The following is a 16,856-nucleotide window of genomic DNA, read 5'->3' on the forward strand; positions in this document are numbered from 1 at the left end:
ATATCGCTTTCCGTCGACATCGAAGCCACCCCGTTCGTTGATCCGGCGAATAGCCAGTTCGTATCGGTTGTGCGTGTCGGTGCCGCTGCGCTTGTGAGCGCCTGTCAATGGCACTGTCGTCCCTAGAACCACCTCATCGTCTGAAGCAACCGCAATCGGGCCGCCACCGACAGTCACAGCGATGCCCGCTGCGGCCACCAACCATCAGGATGTACCCAACTGGCCCCCCGCTTATCTCTATATTGGGTCCGGATACGGACCGCACTTGACTGACCCTGCTCACAAAACCAGCGTAAGCTTGATTTGGTTCCGCCGCACCACACCGCCGCCGTGCATTTGCAATTTAAAGCAGTCTAGAATTGATTTGTATTGAACGTATCGCAGGCTTGCAGCTGCCCGCTCTGGAAGCCTCGGCGGAACCAGCGCACCCGTTGCTCCGAAGAACCATGGGTAAATGAGTCCGGTACCACATACCCTTGGGTTTGTCGCTGAATGCGATCGTCGCCGATAGCGCTGGCCGCTCGAAGCGCCTCGTCGATATCGCCTGGCTCAATGAGACCCTTGTCGGCCTGCATCTGATGGGCCCACACGCCGGCGAAGCAATCCGCCTGCAACTCCATGCGGACCTGCAAGGCGTTGCCGCCTTTTCGGCCCATCCGGCGCTTCGCCCCTTCGACCTTGTCGGCGATCCCGAGCACTTTCTGCACGTGATGTCCCACCTCATGGGCAATGACATAGGCCTGGGCGAAGTCACCCGGCGCTCGGAACCGGTTCTTCAGCTCACGATAAAAGTCGAGGTCGATGTAAACCTTTTCGTCCGCGGGGCAGTAGAACGGCCCCATCGCGGCCATGCCGGTCCCACATGCCGAGCGAACGGAACCTTCAAATAGAACAAGACTCGGCTCCCTGTATCGCGCGCCCAACTGCCCAAAGACGCTGTTCCAAACGTCCTCGGTGGTGCCGAGCACCACGGACACAAAACCCTTGAGGTCGTCGTCGCTGGACGATTGCGGCTTGCCAATCTGGCCTGGCTGGCTTGGTGCCGGAAAATTTGTGGTTTGCGGCTGTTGCTGCGGCAATCGAATGTCCGGGAAGCCCGACCCGCGTCCGCCACTCGGTCCAGATCCTTGCATCAGGGAACCAGGATTAAAGCCAAAGAACAAAGCCAAGCCTAGGATCACCAGAACGCCTAGCAAGCCGATGCCGCCGCCTTTCTTTCCACCGCTGCCGCTTGAAGGGAAGCGCATCCCGCCGCCTCTGGGAAATGGAAATCTGAAGGCGCCAGGGCCGCTGCCCCGCCGGTCTTCCACATTTCGGCTCTGCCGTTGGCCACGCCACCGCATGTCACTGTCCTCGAGAAGGATTTCCAATACCGCCACATGCATTTTGCATGCGGGACCCCTTGGCACAAGATGCACGGGACTGGGCCCGCGAGAACGGATTCATAAGGCGCCGAGTATCGCGCCGTGGCACGGCTCGCCGGGATCCTCAAACAGGCTGAGATTCTCGGCGCAAGTCTCTGTGGCTATTAAATAAACTGACAACGAATAGTCATAGAACTACCATAGGCACTCGGCATACTTCCTATGCCCAGTTGAGTTCGGTCTGGGCCGATAGTGCGTTCCGTGTAATGCGTACGAGCCTCGGCACTCCCCGCGCCGGGGCTCTCCTTTTTGGCATCGTGAAAGCGGGCTGTATTGGCACTGCAATTGCGGGTTGCAGCCCCATACAGCCAGGTTTCGATCCCAGCCCGCGCCAATTCTTAGCCAGCTTCGAGCCTCGCCTAGCTCAAGGATTCGGTGCTGCTGGCGGTGTCTCCGACACTGACGGCGTCTCGGGCGCCGGCGCTCCATCCAGCAGCGGTTCGTCGATCATCTCGTCGGGCGGTGACAGATCGTCGGTCACCTCCGCGCCGTCACCCATCTGTGCCCCGGATCGTGCGTCCTCCGTGGACCTGTCTTCCTTATGGGCCGGCTCCGAAGATTGCGCCTTGTGCTCGCCCTCTTGGTCCGTCGCGGTGTGTGTCTCGCTGTCACCGCCGCCAAGGACGAACAACGCGATAACAAAGCAGACCACAATCGCCACCATGACGATGAGCAAGTACGCCCGAGTTTGCGGGTTGTGTTGTGCCATGACGATCCCTCCCTATCGCTGCCCCGACCCTTGCTTGAAGGCGACGAGACAGCCGGCACGAGGAGCCTATCGGCGATTCGAGCGCTGGTCGAGCAGTTCGCGCTGAGGCCAGAGACGATCCAGCACGGGACTTAAGGCCACGGCTACGAGAAAGTTCACAAGGACCGAATAGAGCGCCGCGTAACCCGGCACCGTGAGGCCCAGAACTTCCAACGGATAGATCGATGACACGAACCCGCGCGTGGCCGCCATATAGGTGCCCACCGCGGTCCCGGCGGCCCAGCCCAACAACAGCGCATGCGCATGGAATCCGCGTGTGAACAGACCCAGCAGAATTGGCGGCAGGAGCTGGATGATCCAGATGCCGCCAAGAAGCTGCAGCTGAATGGCATAGCTCTTCGGAATCGCCAGAATGAAGACCACGGCGCCGACCTTCACCACGAGCGATACGATCTTGGCCACGCGGGCTTCTTCGGCATCGCTGCAGCTCGGACGCCAATACTCCTTGTAGAGGTTGCGCGTGAACAGATTGGCGCAGGCGATGGACATGATCGCGGCGGGAACGAGCGCGCCAATGGCAACTGCGGCAAACGCTACGCCAACGAACCAGCTTGGGAACATGTCGAGAAAGAGGGCCGGCACGGCGAAGTTCGCGCCGTACCGTTCGAAGCCATCCGCATGAAGAGGATTCTGATCGACGCGGGCCGCGATCGCCATGTACCCCAGCAACGCGATCAGCCCCAGCACGAAGGAATAAGCAGAGAGTGCTGCGGCATTGCGCCTGATGACGCGGCCGCTCGAGGCACTCAAGATTCCCGTCATCGAATGCGGATAGAGGAACAACGCGCAGGCGGAGCCGAGCGCCAGCGTGATATAGGCGCTGTAATTGCCGAGGGAGTTTCCGATCGGCGGTGCCAGGGTCAGCTTCGCCTTTGGAACGGCGTCGAAGATGGCCCCGTAACCCCCTAGCTTAGCGGGTATAATCACGATCGCTGCAAAGATCGTGATGAAGATTAGCATGTCCTTCACCACCGCGATGAGTGCCGGTGCGCGCAACCCGCTCGTATAGGTGAACGCGGCGAGAATGATGAAGGCGATGATGAGCGGAATGTGGCCGGTGAAGCCTTCGGTGGAAAAGCCGAGCGCACCGATCACCACTTCCATACCGATGAGCTGGAGCGCGATATAGGGCATGGTCGCGACCAGACCCGTGACGGCAACTGCAAGCGCCAAAGCCCGCGAGTTGAAACGGAACCGGATATAGTCCGCCGCGGTGACGTGTCCCTCTCTCTTGGCGATGACCCATAGCCGCGGAAACACCAGGAACAGGATCGGGTAGATCAGGATCGTATAGGGCACGGCGAAGAAACCCATCGCTCCAACGCCGTAGACGAGTGCCGGCACCGCGATGAACGTGTAGGCCGTATAGAGGTCACCCCCCAGCAGAAACCAGGTCACGATCGTGCCGAAGCGGCGCCCGCCCAGGCCCCATTCGTGGAGCTGATCGAGATCGGCTTTGCGCCAATGGGCGGCGATAAAACCGACCCAGGTGACGAATAGAAACAGCCCGACAAAAACGATGGTCGCTGTGAGATTGAAATTCACGGGCGGGCTCCGGGACCGGCGCCCTCGTCCGTGTCGCCCGCGCACGGTCCCCGCTCTGCCGCCCGTGTCTGGCGCCGGTCGAGGTAATAGACGCACATGACGACCGCAGCGCCTGCAATAATCGCGACGAGCTGGTACCAGTAGAAGAAGGGAACGCCGAAAAGCCTTGGCTCAATCCGATTGTAGAAGGGAACCCAGCCTACGAGCGCAAAGGGTACGATCAGCAGGAGCCGCGGCCAGTATCGCCACGGACTGCCCGTCCTTGCCTTGATCGTCATGATTCGTCCCCCCGGATTTCTTGTTCGTGGCCGCTTGGACCTCCGAATTCGGACGGGACAATACTGAATGGTGAGGGGCGATGGATAGGCCAATTTCGCATAGTTCGCAGGGGGGCTCGATCCCCTGCGGCGAAAGATTCCGGCAAAGAGGCCCATGGCGTGTTGACCTCCCCCCGCCTCCCGCTCCATATGAACAGCTTGGTGGGAGCGCGTAGCTCAGCCGGTAGAGCATCTGACTTTTAATCAGAGGGTCCAGGGTTCGAGTCCCTGCGCGCTCACCATCAAACTCAATAACTTAGGGGCTTTGATGCGCCGTCATTTTGGTCGTGGGCGTCGCGGCCGTGGTCATTTGGTGGTTCGCCTCTGATCTGATCGTCGAGATTATCAATGCCTTTGAGATTATCGCCTGGCTCCTCGGCCTCATGCTGTGGCCGTTCCGCCTCTAGCCAATGTTCAGGACCGGGACCCGGTAGACGACCGGCAGCGGCGCCTTGGTGCCTGGCTGTCTATCCCGCAGAGATTCGCGCAAAAGTGCCTTGGATCGAGAAAGAGCAGTATTTGCCCTTGGGGCGCGGGCTCTGCGAACGGCGCTGCGGTTTCGAGCCCCTGAAATCGACTGCAAACGGCTCGTTTCAGCGGTTTCGGGGCCAGCGACCTTGTTTCACTTTGCGCCAAACCGTGGCCAAAACATCACAGCATTTCCTGCCAAAGGCGATATAGTCAATTTCAGAATCGACAGAAAGAAACGGGGGACCAAACAATGCGTCTGCTTATTGCTACTGCTATCATCATCTCTGCCACGATCGGCCTCGGCGGCTGTTTCGGCCATCACGAGAAGGCCGTTGTCGTTGAGCCCTTGAAGCTTGGCTAAACAACGTTGACGCTGAGATAGCGATACACTCTATCTCTCCGGCAATTGCCAAAACCCGGCTGGCTCTGCCCAGCCGGGTTTTTTATTGCGCGCCGCCCTTCGTGAGGGGTGCCAGACATTACGTGATGCAGATGCAGGCCGACCGCGGGCAAAGGCCGGGTGCGCGAATCGGGCCGCAAAAGCAACACAGCCGCCCTCAGAACTTGAGAGCGGCTGTGCAGCCAAGTAATAGCCGGTCCTCAAATAAACCGGCGTGGGATGACTACTTACACTTCGTCATGCCCTGCATGGCCATCTTGGCGTCGGCCTCGGTCTTGTACGAACCCATCATCGCGAACTTCGCGGTGTCGGTCGGTGCCGTGGTGCTCATGACGCACTTCTTCGCAGCGTTGTCGAACATGACATAGAATGGACCCATCGCCAGGGCGGGTGTGGCGAAGGCAGCGAGCGCAGTCGCAAGGATCAATGTCTTTTTCATGGGGGTGCTCTCCTAAATTCGTGCTGAGGCAGGATTGCCTCGCGCATCACAACAAAATACTAATTTCCCATCACGGGGAACTCAACTTCATGGCAAGTGCCGACCAATCAAGTTGCAAATAAGGTGATAATGGCGTGACCAGTTTTTTGATTGGTTCTACCTATTATTTTCTGCGTTTTAGACAGTCTGCAAGCTGACTATTCGGCGGGAGAGCCAGCGAAGCGGCGGCGAAGACGCATATAGACCTTCCGCTTCAGGAAGTAATAGGCCGGCCGGCCCATCACGGCGATGGCGAGGAATTTCGACATGAACGGCGTCGCACCCAAAACGCCGGAGATCGCGGCTTTGAGACCGGGGTCGAGATCGGTGGCCATCACCAACGGAATCATTGGCCAGGCCACATACGCGCCGACGAGAAGAATCGCGCCAAGCGTGAACCGCCAGCCGACCTGCTCTGCGGTGAACCCTGGTTCCGTGGCGCCTATAACCATCTCCCTAAAAACGGTCCTCGACAGTGCAATCAGAGCCCCTGGTTCGCCCCGAACTGGAAGAGAACACCCCTAGTCCTCTTCTCTAGTCTTAACGTCCGGTCTCAACCCGGGAAACATCTTTTCGCGGCTGCGACATCTTTGAAAGGCGGCGATTTTGGGCTGGGTGCGAGGAGATCGCGGGACGCGGATCAGGCCCCCTCCGCCGTCGCCACCAGCCAGGCGGGGTCGAACCAACGATCGGCCTCACCATCATAAGGCAGCCGGTTTATGTCCCAGTGACGGATGAAGGGTGCATAGATGTCCCACACGACGGGACCGCCGCCGACATAGACGACCCGGTCCGGGAACCAGCCAAAAACTTCCTCGGGGTGGTGGATCGAGCGGATCTCCACGATCGTGCGGTCTTCGTAGGCATATTCCGGAAAGGCGGAGATGGTCGTGGGCCCCGCGATCACCACGTGACCCCGCGTTACATCGAAGAATCGGGCGACATCGGCAACATAGGCCCGGTCCTTGTTGCCCTCCCAAGGCATCGCACCCTTCAGGCCGAGCTGGCCACTTTGCCCAATGGCGATGATCGCACGTATGTCAGCCACAAGGTTCCTCCATCCACATTGGCCTCTCTTTTATCGGCCAATGGCTCTTTGGCAAGGAATGGTGCAAGAGAGCATACCGAAACACAGCGCTGCCAGAAGGGGCGCCTAACGGCGGAACACCATGGCGCCTCGCCTCGTCTCGAACCCCCAGCAGAGCCAAGTGCTCAAGGCGATCGGCCTGATGGTGCTCGCCACGCTCTGCATTGCCGCGCTTGATGCCACCGCCAAGTACCTGACCGACACCCACGGAGTCCCGGTCGCCCAGGTGGTGTGGCTGCGCTTTCTCTGGCACGTAGTTTTCAGCGCGATCTTCCTTTGGCCCTTCGCGCTGCGGCCCTCCTTACGGTCCGAGAAACCCTGGATCCAGTTTATCCGCTCGTGCCTGATGATTCTTACGACGGCACTGAACTTCGTGGCGCTGAAATATCTTCAGCTCGATCAGAACATCGCGATCTTTTTTCTGATGCCGCTTCTGGTCGCTGCGCTCTCAGGCCCCCTGCTTGGAGAGTGGGTCGGATGGCACCGCGCGCTGGCGATCTTCGCCGGCTTCATCGGCGTGCTTGTCGTCATGCATCCGGGCATCGGCGACGTCCACTGGGCCATGCTGTTCACGTTGGGCGCGACGCTGGGTTATGCGCTGTTCACCATCGCCACCCGCTACCTCGCCGCCTACGACCCGCCGGCCGTCACACAGACCTATACGCCGCTCGTGGGCGTGTTGGTCATGACGCCGTTCGGGTTGATGCAATGGGAATCGCCGGACCAGTGCTGGGTCTGGCTGCTGTTCGCATCGCTGGGGTTCTGGGGCGGGCTCGGCCATTGGATCATCATCCTCGCCCATCGGCTCGCGCCCGCGGGTATTCTGGCGCCGTATATCTATCTCGGCCTAATCTGGATGTCGGCGTTCGGGTTTCTCGTCTTTGGCGACGTCCCCACATGGTGGACCATGGCCGGTGCCGCCATCGTCATCCTTGCCGGTCTTTATCTGCTGGCACGCGAGCGGCTAGCCGAAGCGCGGGAACGGAAACGAACCAGAACACACGCTGCGGGCTCGGAGTTCGACCCGCCGCAATAGTGCCTATGCCTCGCCCTCGTTGCCTAGCCCTTGCGGCCCGGCATAGCGGCGGTGCACGTCCTCAGCGAACGCGGAAAAGCTACCGTCACCAATGGCGGCACGGGTGCGCGCCATGAGCTCCTGATAGAACTGCACATTCGCGTAACTCACCAGCATGGAGCCCAACATCTCGCCGGCCTTCACGAGATGGTGGAGATAGGCCCGCGAATACTGCGCAGCCGGACACGCGCTCTCAGGATCGAGCGGACTGAGATCCTCCGCGTACTGGGCATTGCGGAGATTGAGCCGCCCACCCCAAGTGAAGGCCTGGCCGTGACGGCCCGAGCGCGTCGGCATCACGCAATCGAACATGTCGACGCCCCGGGCGACAGCGCCGAGAATATCGAGCGGAGTTCCGACGCCCATCAGGTAACGCGGCTTGTCTTCGGGAAGAAACGGGACGGTCACGTCGAGCGTGTCGAACATGGTCTTCTGCCCTTCGCCCACAGCCAGGCCGCCCACCGCATAGCCGGGAAAGCCGATCCCAACGAGCGTCTTCGCCGAGTCCTCCCGCATGTCGGGATAGGTGCTGCCTTGAACGATGCCGAACAACGCTTGTCCAGGGGCGCTCATCCCCTCGAAGGCGGCCTTCGAACGCTCGGCCCAGCGCATGGACAGGTCGAGCGAAACGCGCGCCTCCTCGCGGCTGACCGGAAACGGCGTACATTCATCGAGCGCCATCTGGATATCGGCCCCGAGCAGACATTGCACTTCGACAGCGCGTTTCGGCGTCAAGCATACCCGGTTTCCGTCCAGATGCGAGCGGAACGTCACGCCCTCCTCGGTGACCTTGCGGAGCTTGGCCAACGACATGACCTGGTAGCCGCCACTGTCGGTCAGGATCGGCTTGTCCCAACGCATGAAGCTGTGGAGTCCGCCGAGCTTAGCGATCCGCTCGGCGCCCGGCCTCAGCATCAGGTGATACGTGTTTCCGAGAAGGATGTCCGCGCCCGTGGCCGCCACATCCTCCGTGAACATGGCTTTGACGGTGGCTTGCGTTCCGACGGGCATGAAGGCGGGCGTGCGGATATTGCCGCGCTGCGTCTCAATCACAGCTGACCGCGCAGATCCGTCCCGCGCCTTCAACGAAAATGAAAACGGGACCGTCACGCCAAATCCGTCTGACTGAGTAAGCACGCATCGCCGTAGGAATAGAATTGGTAGTGTTCGTCGATGGCGTGTGCGTAAGCTTCCTTCATCGTCTGAAGACCGCTAAACGCGGCGACCAGCATGAACAGCGTCGACCGCGGCAAATGAAAGTTCGTCAGCAAGCGATCGACGAACTGGAAGCGATGGCCCGGTGTGATGAAGATATCTGTCTCGCCTCGAAACGGCTTTAACGTGCCGAACTCGTCTGACGCGCTTTCCAACAATCTCAAGCTCGTCGTTCCGACGGCAACGACCTTGTTGCCACGCGACTTTATTGCATTCAGCGCTAATGCGGTTTCGTTAGAGACCTCGCCATACTCGGCATGCATGCGATGATCAGCCGTGTCCTCGGCGCGCACGGGCAAGAATGTGCCGGGGCCCACATGCAGCGTCACGAACAGGGCCATGATGCCGAGCTCGTCGAGGGTCTGGATCAATTTCGGCGTGAAATGTAAGCCCGCGGTCGGCGCCGCGACGGCCCCCACCTTACGGGCAAAGGTAGTTTGGTAATCGGTACGGTCCTGCTCGTCCGGCGCGCGCCGCGCGGCTATGTAGGGCGGTAGCGGCATGGACCCATGGGCATCAATCGCGTCCTGAAGCGCCTTGCCCGAAAGATCGAACGCCAAGGTCACCTCGCCGTCCGGCCCCTTAGCCTCGACGGTCGCCTCGAGCCCGACCTGCCGACCGCGGTCCTCGTCCTCTCCGAACCGGATACGATCGCCCTGCTCTAGCCGTTTCCCCGGCTTTGCCAGAGCACGCCAGCACTGATCGTCTATTTTTTCGATCAAGGTGGCGGAGATCTGCGCGGTGGCGTAGCCGCGGGTTCGCACACCGCGCAGTGCGGCGGGGATGACCCTTGTGTCGTTGAAGACGAGCGCGTCGCCAGGCTCCAGCAACAAGGGCAGATCGGCCATGACCTTGTCGGCCAGCACATCGGGCTCGCCCGGCCGCACGAGCAGCAGGCGCGCGGCGTCGCGCGGATGAACCGGACGCAGCGCGATCAGTCCGTCAGGAAGATCGAAATCGAACAGGTCTGTTCGCAAAGATACCCCATCAGGACTAGAGCATTCGAACCATGAGCGCGCCAGCCAGAACAAGCAGCACGCCCGACACACGCCCAACACTGAGTTCGCGCTGAGCAAGATCGAAGAGACCGCACCGGTCGAGGACAAGCGCGGCACTCAGCTGCCCGGCGATCCCCAAGGCCATGACCGCGGCAACGCCGATCTTCGGCGCCAGGATGAGGTTGACCAGCACATAGATGGCGCCAAGTAGTCCGCCGCCGATGAGCATATAGAGCGGCATGGACTGCAGCGCCTCCAGATTCGTGCTCCCACGCGCGAACAGCAGCACGACCACCGCCAGGATGGCCGTGCCCACACTAAACGACCACAACGCGGCCGAAAGCGGATGCCCAAGGCGCGTGGCAACCTCAGCATTGATGGGGCCCTGCATCGCAATCATGCCGCCGGCCAACAGAGCCATCAGCGTCAATGTCATCGCTGTCGTGGACATGGGTGCGTTCTCCTTTGGCGTGCCTTCCGGGCTACCGGTCATCCAGCGGCGTCGGCTACGACTTTCACCGAGACGATCTTGTCCGGATTGGCGGGCGGCTCGCCCTTGTTGATCTGATCCACGTTTTCCATGCCTTCGATCACACGGCCCCAGAGCGTGTATTTGCGATCGAGGAAGTTGGCATCGTCGAAGCAGATGAAGAACTGGCTATCCCCCGAATCCGGAGACTGGGCGCGCGCCATCGACACGGCACCGCGGGTGTGCGGTTCCGCATTGAACTCGGCCTGGAGCTTCTGGCCAGAGCCGCCCGCGCCCGTGCCGGTCGGATCGCCCGTCTGGGCCATGAACCCTTCGATCACCCGGTGAAACGGCACACCGTCATAGAAGCCTTGCCGGGCGAGTTCCTTGATACGGGCGACGTGATTGGGGGCTAGGTCGGGGCGCATCTCCACGACGACATTGCCCTTGCTAGTCTCAATGATGAGTGTGTCTTCAGGATTGGCCACGTGCTGGGCTCCTTGTGCTGTGCGATTAGTTTTGGGGGGACCGACAGGCTATTGGATGGTCGCCTTCTTGATGTAGTCGAGCTTGGGGAACTGGGTCAGGAGATAGGCGTTCCCTTGCGACTTGAGCAGCCCCTGGTTGGGACCGTTCCCGCGCGGCGCACCTTCGCCGTACCCCTTGTAAAGAGAATCGACCACATTCATGCCGGAGACGACCTTGCCGAATGGCGCGAAGCCCTGACCGTTCAGCATGGAGTTGTTGTTAAAATTGATGAAGACCTGGGTCGTGCGCGTGTTCGGGCCGGCCGTGGCGAAGGTCACCGTGCCTCTGGCGTTTGATTCCCGGACCGGATCGTCCGGGATCGTGGCGTTGGTCCAGGCTGCGGACACATCCGGGTTCCCGCTGATGCCGAACTGGACCATAAAACCGTCGATCACGCGGAAGAAGCGCGCATCATCAAAAAAGCCGTTCTTGACCAGGTTGTAGAACCTGTCGGCTCCGTTTGGTGCCCAGCTGCGGGTCACCTGGATGACGAAGACTCCTTTTGAGGTCTCGAATTTCGCCTTGTAGCTATCCGGCGCCCGCGCATTCAGAGACGATGGGTCGCCGAGACTTGCCGCCGACGCAGGGGCAAAAGCCATTGTAGTTGCGAGCAGCAAGGTTGCCGCGAAGAGGACGGCGGTCCGGATGATCATGAGATTTCCTCGTTGGTTGAACTCGAAAAATCAGGGAGCCAGTTTGCGTTTCAGAGCCTCGTTGACGGGTTCCGGAACGAAGGGAGAGACATCGCCGCCCATTGCGGCAATCTGACGGACGAGACTGGCTGCGATATGGCGCGTCCCAGGCGATGCGGCAAGGAAAACTGTCTCGATCTCCGGCGCAAGTGCGGCATTCATGCCGGCCATCTGCATCTCATAGTCGAAATCGCCCGCATCGCGCAGGCCGCGGAACACGACCGTGGCCCCTGTGGCGTTGGCGGCATCGACCGTCAGCCCGTGATAGGTCGTGACGTCGAGCTTGAGCCCCAATTTGTCGGCGACCGGCTCGAGCGCCGCGCGGGCGAGCGCTACGCGTTCGTCAGGGGAGAAAAACGAGCCCTTGCTGTGATGCGCGCCGATGGCGATGACCAGCCGGTCGACGAGCTTGGCCGCGTGTCGCACGATATCCACGTGCCCCAACGTGACGGGATCGAAACTCCCGGGATACAAACCGACACGCATGCCGCTCACGCTCCTCTCTACCCGTGCGCACCCCAGATTCCCTGGTGCTGGCGCCGGAGCCCTTCTGCGGCCACTTCTAGCCGCGCTGGGGACGTGTCGGCAAGGCCGGTGCGTGCAACAAGCCTGGCGGCGTACAAAGTAAAGGGCCCGGTGTCGCCACCAGGCCCTCAGAGGTCTGAAATACTAGGCAGAGTGACTATTTCAATTCTTCGTAAGCCGTCGCGCTGCCATGGCCGCCCAACAGGTCACTCAGATTGAAGCGATAGCCGAACCCTGCGGAAACCACTAGGGGATCGAGGTCGACATCGGCGGTGATCCCCGTGCCACCCGACCTGTGGTCCATACCGAGCCAGGTCTTCTTCACATCGGCGTTGAGATACCAGCCATCACCCACCGCAATGTCGAGGCCGCCCTGAAGTGTGAAGCCGAAACCATCATCAAGTGCGAAGCTTGTGCCGGGGCCCAGCTTGCTGGATTCGTTGAAGAAATGGATGTACTGGACGCCAGCACCCACGTAAGGCTTGAAAGTGCCATCTGGATTGAAGTGATATTGTGCCGTCAAAGCCGGCGGAAAGATCCAGGTGTCTCCGATGTCACCAACCGACGCGATACTGCCGGCCGCTTCGACGGTATGCTTTGCAAAACAGCAGAACAGCTCAACTGCCCAATTATCGGTAAAGAAATACGTCAGCGTCGTAGCCGGGATAACTTCATCACTCACATCGACGCTAGCACCGGGAATGCGGGTGCCGTTTGCCTTCACCGATGCGTCGGCATCGGGCAGCACACCTGTCACAAGGCCCCGAATCATGAAGTCCCCGTGATTATCGCCAGCCAGGGCTTGATGCGGGTTACCAGCGAACAAAATGGTAAGGGCGACACCGACCGTTAGCGCAGTCACAAATTTTCTCATTGCGTCCCCCCAATAACTGCAGTGTCCTGGACACCGTCGTTCAGTAAATCTCTTCCTGCCTTTTATTGGTACTGTTTACTGCATTGCGCGGGTCTGGAACAGCCCGCTCCCCTGATCATTGTCAGGAATTGTCGGCTCCGTGCCAACCTGTTGCTGCTGCGACACAGTTTTTATTGATCACAGTCAATAATTTGTCCGCGGTGAACAATGCCGCTCTCCGTTGCTGCAGCGCGGTTGATCGGCGTCAATGTCAGATTCGCCGAGTTTTGCCATAAGTGGGTCGACAAGGGGCAGTTGTCGGGCTGCTTTGCAGGGTATCCACTTGACAACAGACAGCTTGAAAGAACTTGACCCTCTCTCACGGGGATGCATCGGGCCCAGTGCGAACTGCCCCGACATGTTCCCGCCCGAGCTTGGCGAACACGGCACGCTGGTGCACACGCGGCACGGGCAACCGCTGCCGCTCTCACTCTGCGGCGAGGAAACCGTCTTCGTCGTCCGCATGGCGACGCTTCTGTTTCGCCTGACCCTTGCGGACAATATTCGCCAGGGAGTCACTCTGCTCTATCCCGGCGATGTGTTTCGATCCGCCTTTGCCCCGCCCAGATCCGCCGCGCATCTGATCGCCCTTACATCGGGCGAAGTGCTACGGTACCGGTTCGACACGTTCTCAAGGCTGCTGTCCACAAGCCCCGCTGCGCGGGACTATTTCGACCTGGCGGTGGCGCGGCAGGCGGCGCGCCAGGCGATCCACCTCACAGCGGTCGGTCAGCTCGACAGCTCTCAGCGGCTCATTACATTCTTAATGGAGTTGGCCACCCATATCGGGGTTCCGGCCTCGGAGGGACGCATTGTGTTCGAGATGCCACTCAGCCGCACCGAAGTGGCCGAGTATCTCGGCCTGAACGCCGATACGCTGTCCCGGATCATGTCGCGGCTGCGCAATGAAGGTCTGCTGACGCAGCCGGACCGTCACACCGTTTTTGTCCGCGATCTGGCGGCCCTGGCCGCCTTGACGCCGGCATCGCAGTCGATGATGTCCACGCGCCGCGCGGCACCGGCGGCGGATTTCCCTGAACGCTAAGCAGTCTCTCCGCCGTCCGGATCGGGCGCGCGGCTCTCTTCGCTATCGCCGTCCTCACCGTCGTCTTCGTCGCCGCTGCCGGTTTCCTCGGGAATATGCTCCACCGAGACCACCCGCTCGTCGGTGGCGGTATCGAAAACGATGACGCCTTGGGTAGACCGTCCCACCACGGAAATGCCGTCTACAGGGACTCGGATAAGCTGTCCGCGATCGGTCACCAGCATGAGCTGGTCGCTGTCCTCGGCCGGGAACGAAGCGAGCAGCTTACCGTTCCGCTCGTTCACGATCATGCCGATGATACCCTTCCCGCCACGGCCCGACACGCGGTACTCGTAGGCGCTCGAGCGCTTGCCGTAACCGTTCTCCGAGATCGTCAGCACCATCTGCTCATAGGCGCTGAGTTCGGCGTAGCGCTCGGGGCTAAGCACGAATTCTTCGCCACCCTCGGTCTCCGGCTCGATGTCCAATTCTTGCTCACCGCCCCGGCGCACCATATTGGCCTGACGTACATAGGCCGCCCGTTCCGCAGCCTCCGCTTCGACATGAGTGAGGATCGCCATGGAGATGACCTCGTCGGCCTTCCCCAGATTGATGCCCCGGACACCGGACGACATGCGGCCCTTGAAGACTCGGACATCGGTCACAGGAAAACGAATGGCTTGGCCGTCCCGAGATGTCAGCAGCACATCTTGCTGTTCGTTGCAGACCTCGACGCCGACGATGCGATCGCCCTCTTCGAGCTTCATTGCGATTTTGCCGTTCTGGCGCACCTCGATGAAGTCGGACAGCTTGTTGCGGCGAACACCGCCATCGTTGGTGGCGAACATCACGTCGAGCTGTTCCCAGGACGCTTCGTCCTCAGGTAGAGGCAGGATCGTGGTGATGATCTCGTCCTTGCCAAGCGGCAGCAAATTGATCAACGCCTTGCCGCGCGCCTGCGGCGCGGCCTGCGGCAGGCGCCAGACCTTCATCTTGTAGACCATGCCGCGAGAGGAGAAGAACAGCACCGGCGTATGGGTATTGGCTATAAACAGACGGCTGACGAAATCTTCGTCGCGCGTCGCCATGCCGGCACGCCCCTTACCGCCACGGCGTTGCGCCCGATAGGCCGAGAGTGGCACCCGCTTGATGTAGCCCTTGTGAGACACGGTCACGACCATGTCCTCGCGCTGAATGAGGTCTTCGTCTTCGACCTCGCCCATCATCTCGGTGATCTCGGTGCGCCGTGGCGTGGCGAACTGGTCCTTGAGTTCGTTCAGCTCGCCTTTGACGATGTCGACGATCCGCGCACGGGAGCGGAGAATTTCCAGATAGTTCGAGATCTGCTCGCCAAGCCCCTTAAGTTCGTCACCAATTTCGTCGCGGCCGAGTGCCGTCAAACGCTGCAGACGCAAATCCAAAATCGCCTTGGCCTGCTCCTCGGACAATTTGTAGGTGCCTTGCGCCGAGACTTTGTGGCGCGGATCGGCGATCAATTCCACGAGTGGGGCAACATCCTTGGCCGGCCAATCCCGCTCCATCAATTGCGTCCGCGCGGTGGCCGGGTCCGGCGCCTTGCGGATCAGCGCAATGACCTCATCGATATTCGCAACGGCGATGGCCAGACCCACCAGCACATGCGTGCGGTCGCGCGCTTTCTTCAACAAGTGCTTGATACGGCGTCCGACGACCTCTTCCCGGAAGTCGGTGAAGGCCCGGATCAGGTCCTTCAGATTGAGCACTTCGGGGCGTCCGCCGGTCAGCGCGACGATGTTGCAGCCGAACGTGCTTTGGAGCGGCGAGAAACGATAAAGCTGATTGCGCACGACGTCGGCCATGGCCTCGCGCTTCAACTCGATGACGACGCGCATACCTTGGCGGTCGCTCTCGTCTCTAATGTCAGCGATGCCCTCGATCTTCTTATCGCGCACGAGGTCGGCAATCTTCTCGACCATCGAGGCCTTGTTCACCTGATAGGGGATCTCGGTGACGATCAGGGCCTCGCGGTCCTTCCGAACCTCTTCCACATGAACTCGGCCGCGCATGATGACCGACCCGCGTCCCTTGTGATAGGCGGAGCGAATACCCGCACGGCCAAGGATGAGCCCTCCGGTAGGAAAGTCCGGACCCGGAACGATTTCGATCAGTTCATCGATCTCGATGGCCGGATTATCGAGATAGGCGATACAGGCGTCGCAGACTTCGCCGAGATTGTGTGGCGGAATATTGGTCGCCATGCCGACCGCGATGCCGCCCGCACCATTGACGAGCAGGTTGGGGAACTTGGCCGGCAGAACGACCGGCTCTCTCTCGCGCCCATCGTAGTTGGGCTGATAGTCGACCGTATCGTTTTCGAGGTCGTCGAGCAGCGCCATGGCCGGCTTTGCAAGACGGACTTCGGTGTAGCGCTCGGCCGCCGGCGGGTCGCCGTCGACGGAGCCGAAATTTCCCTGCCCGTCGATAAGTGGCAACCGCATGGAGAAGTCCTGCGCCAGCCGCACCAGCGCGTCGTAGATCGCTTGGTTGCCGTGCGGATGGTACTTACCCATCGTATCGCCGGTTACACGTGCCGATTTGTTGTACGGACGGTCCGGCGTGTAGTTGTTCTCGCGCATCGAATACAGGATGCGCCGATGGACGGGTTTCAGCCCGTCACGCGCATCCGGCAGTGCGCGCGACACGATCACGCTCATGGCGTATTCGAGATAGGAACGCTTCATCTCATCGATGAGCGAGATCGGTCTGATGTCGGAGGAGGGCGGTCCTTCGACGCCTGAGTCTTCTTCGTCAGCCAAGGACGGAAATGCCTTCTAAAAATCGGTCGGTGAACGCTTTTCCAGGGGCGCAAATGCTGTGGCCGCGCTCGTCTCGGAGATGCATTCGGGAAGCTATTTCTATAGCTGATTTAGGGGCGTTTCCGCAACCG

17 protein-coding genes and 1 tRNA gene are annotated in these 16,856 nt (G+C 60.5%); 3 read left to right on the forward strand and 15 right to left on the reverse strand.

The features are described 5' to 3' along the window. Window positions 1-353: 353 nt before the first annotated feature. The 4 genes from ypfJ to WBQ77_RS12480 form a co-directional block, all read right to left on the reverse strand. Entirely contained in the window at window positions 354-1,343 is a 990-nt protein-coding gene (gene ypfJ / locus WBQ77_RS12465; protein ID WP_424060493.1) for a KPN_02809 family neutral zinc metallopeptidase, read from the reverse strand. A 445-nt stretch (window positions 1,344-1,788) separates the two neighbouring features. Further along, entirely contained in the window at window positions 1,789-2,133 is a 345-nt protein-coding gene (locus WBQ77_RS12470; RefSeq protein ID WP_424044033.1) for a hypothetical protein, read from the reverse strand. A gap of 66 nt (window positions 2,134-2,199) precedes the next feature. After that, window positions 2,200-3,738 carry a monocarboxylate uptake permease MctP gene (gene mctP, locus WBQ77_RS12475; RefSeq protein ID WP_424060494.1) on the reverse strand — a complete coding sequence of 513 codons (1,539 nt, stop codon included), beginning with the start codon at window positions 3,736-3,738 and terminating at the stop codon, window positions 2,200-2,202. Continuing rightward, window positions 3,735-4,016 carry a DUF3311 domain-containing protein gene (locus WBQ77_RS12480; protein ID WP_424044037.1) on the reverse strand — a complete coding sequence of 94 codons (282 nt, stop codon included), beginning with the start codon at window positions 4,014-4,016 and terminating at the stop codon, window positions 3,735-3,737. The genes mctP and WBQ77_RS12480 overlap by 4 nt, the downstream gene beginning before the upstream one ends. Window positions 4,017-4,221: 205 nt before the next feature. Here WBQ77_RS12480 and WBQ77_RS12485 point away from each other — a divergent pair. Beyond that, window positions 4,222-4,297 (forward strand) — tRNA-Lys (locus WBQ77_RS12485). An 852-nt stretch (window positions 4,298-5,149) separates the two neighbouring features. Here the strand turns inward: WBQ77_RS12485 and WBQ77_RS12490 are convergent. The 3 genes from WBQ77_RS12490 to WBQ77_RS12500 all read right to left on the reverse strand — a co-directional run bounded on the left by WBQ77_RS12490 (window position 5,150) and on the right by WBQ77_RS12500 (window position 6,452). Next, a complete protein-coding gene (locus tag WBQ77_RS12490) occupies window positions 5,150-5,365 on the reverse strand; it encodes a hypothetical protein (RefSeq protein WP_424044039.1) in 216 nt (71 codons plus the stop codon). A gap of 197 nt (window positions 5,366-5,562) precedes the next feature. Next, a complete protein-coding gene (locus WBQ77_RS12495) occupies window positions 5,563-5,856 on the reverse strand; it encodes a hypothetical protein (RefSeq protein WP_424044040.1) in 294 nt (97 codons plus the stop codon). A 188-nt stretch (window positions 5,857-6,044) separates the two neighbouring features. Beyond that, entirely contained in the window at window positions 6,045-6,452 is a 408-nt protein-coding gene (locus WBQ77_RS12500) for a diacylglycerol kinase (RefSeq protein WP_424044042.1), read from the reverse strand. A gap of 121 nt (window positions 6,453-6,573) precedes the next feature. Here WBQ77_RS12500 and WBQ77_RS12505 point away from each other — a divergent pair, with 121 nt between their 5' ends. Further along, window positions 6,574-7,527: a DMT family transporter gene (locus tag WBQ77_RS12505; RefSeq protein WP_424060495.1), complete on the forward strand. Its 954-nt coding sequence runs from the start codon at window positions 6,574-6,576 to the stop codon at window positions 7,525-7,527. A gap of 3 nt (window positions 7,528-7,530) precedes the next feature. On the opposite strand, the gene tgt is transcribed toward WBQ77_RS12505, so the two are convergent. The 7 genes from tgt to WBQ77_RS12540 all read right to left on the reverse strand — a co-directional run bounded on the left by tgt (window position 7,531) and on the right by WBQ77_RS12540 (window position 12,867). Further along, on the reverse strand, window positions 7,531-8,676 hold the full coding sequence (tgt, locus tag WBQ77_RS12510) for a tRNA guanosine(34) transglycosylase Tgt (RefSeq protein ID WP_424044046.1): 1,146 nt from the start codon (window positions 8,674-8,676) through the stop codon (window positions 7,531-7,533). Then, complete coding sequence (queA, locus tag WBQ77_RS12515) at window positions 8,673-9,758, reverse strand: tRNA preQ1(34) S-adenosylmethionine ribosyltransferase-isomerase QueA (RefSeq protein ID WP_424060496.1); 1,086 nt, start codon at window positions 9,756-9,758, stop codon at window positions 8,673-8,675. The genes tgt and queA overlap by 4 nt, the downstream gene beginning before the upstream one ends. A 16-nt stretch (window positions 9,759-9,774) precedes the next feature. Next, window positions 9,775-10,230, reverse strand: a complete 456-nt coding sequence (locus tag WBQ77_RS12520) for a DMT family transporter (protein WP_424044049.1) — start codon at window positions 10,228-10,230, stop codon at window positions 9,775-9,777. A 38-nt stretch (window positions 10,231-10,268) separates the two neighbouring features. Further along, window positions 10,269-10,736, reverse strand: coding sequence for a peptidylprolyl isomerase (locus WBQ77_RS12525; RefSeq protein ID WP_424044050.1), 468 nt, complete (start codon window positions 10,734-10,736; stop codon window positions 10,269-10,271). Between the two features lie 48 nt (window positions 10,737-10,784). Beyond that, the gene (locus tag WBQ77_RS12530; RefSeq protein WP_424044052.1) at window positions 10,785-11,429 is read right to left on the reverse strand and encodes a peptidylprolyl isomerase; all 645 of its coding nucleotides are present in this window, start codon (window positions 11,427-11,429) and stop codon (window positions 10,785-10,787) included. Window positions 11,430-11,459: 30 nt separating this feature from the next. After that, complete coding sequence (gene coaD, locus WBQ77_RS12535; RefSeq protein WP_424044054.1) at window positions 11,460-11,954, reverse strand: pantetheine-phosphate adenylyltransferase; 495 nt, start codon at window positions 11,952-11,954, stop codon at window positions 11,460-11,462. A gap of 196 nt (window positions 11,955-12,150) precedes the next feature. Then, window positions 12,151-12,867, reverse strand: coding sequence for an OmpW/AlkL family protein (locus tag WBQ77_RS12540; RefSeq protein ID WP_424060497.1), 717 nt, complete (start codon window positions 12,865-12,867; stop codon window positions 12,151-12,153). A gap of 397 nt (window positions 12,868-13,264) precedes the next feature. Here WBQ77_RS12540 and WBQ77_RS12545 point away from each other — a divergent pair, with 397 nt between their 5' ends. Next, the gene (locus tag WBQ77_RS12545; protein ID WP_424060498.1) at window positions 13,265-13,951 is read left to right on the forward strand and encodes a Crp/Fnr family transcriptional regulator; all 687 of its coding nucleotides are present in this window, start codon (window positions 13,265-13,267) and stop codon (window positions 13,949-13,951) included. On the opposite strand, the gene gyrA is transcribed toward WBQ77_RS12545, so the two are convergent. Next, on the reverse strand, window positions 13,948-16,725 hold the full coding sequence (gene gyrA, locus WBQ77_RS12550; RefSeq protein ID WP_424060499.1) for a DNA gyrase subunit A: 2,778 nt from the start codon (window positions 16,723-16,725) through the stop codon (window positions 13,948-13,950). The two genes, WBQ77_RS12545 and gyrA, sit on opposite strands and share 4 nt — an antisense overlap. Window positions 16,726-16,856 lie beyond the last annotated feature (131 nt).

The sequence above is a fragment of the Methyloceanibacter sp. genome (assembly GCF_049590335.1).
In the GTDB taxonomy this organism is placed as follows: domain Bacteria; phylum Pseudomonadota; class Alphaproteobacteria; order Rhizobiales; family Methyloligellaceae; genus Methyloceanibacter.

Bases quoted from the DNA above. Each gene is read 5' to 3' on its own strand.
- ypfJ (WP_424060493.1), bottom strand. From the start codon at position 1,343: ATGCGGTGGCGTGGCCAACGGCAGAGCCGAAATGTGGAAGACCGGCGG.
- WBQ77_RS12470 (WP_424044033.1), bottom strand. From the start codon at position 2,133: ATGGCACAACACAACCCGCAAACTCGGGCGTACTTGCTCATCGTCATG.
- WBQ77_RS12480 (WP_424044037.1), bottom strand. From the start codon at position 4,016: ATGACGATCAAGGCAAGGACGGGCAGTCCGTGGCGATACTGGCCGCGG.
- WBQ77_RS12490 (WP_424044039.1), bottom strand. From the start codon at position 5,365: ATGAAAAAGACATTGATCCTTGCGACTGCGCTCGCTGCCTTCGCCACA.
- WBQ77_RS12495 (WP_424044040.1), bottom strand. From the start codon at position 5,856: ATGGTTATAGGCGCCACGGAACCAGGGTTCACCGCAGAGCAGGTCGGC.
- WBQ77_RS12505 (WP_424060495.1), top strand. From the start codon at position 6,574: ATGGCGCCTCGCCTCGTCTCGAACCCCCAGCAGAGCCAAGTGCTCAAG.
- WBQ77_RS12520 (WP_424044049.1), bottom strand. From the start codon at position 10,230: ATGTCCACGACAGCGATGACATTGACGCTGATGGCTCTGTTGGCCGGC.
- WBQ77_RS12530 (WP_424044052.1), bottom strand. From the start codon at position 11,429: ATGATCATCCGGACCGCCGTCCTCTTCGCGGCAACCTTGCTGCTCGCA.
- coaD (WP_424044054.1), bottom strand. From the start codon at position 11,954: ATGCGTGTCGGTTTGTATCCCGGGAGTTTCGATCCCGTCACGTTGGGG.
- WBQ77_RS12540 (WP_424060497.1), bottom strand. From the start codon at position 12,867: ATGAGAAAATTTGTGACTGCGCTAACGGTCGGTGTCGCCCTTACCATT.
- WBQ77_RS12545 (WP_424060498.1), top strand. From the start codon at position 13,265: ATGTTCCCGCCCGAGCTTGGCGAACACGGCACGCTGGTGCACACGCGG.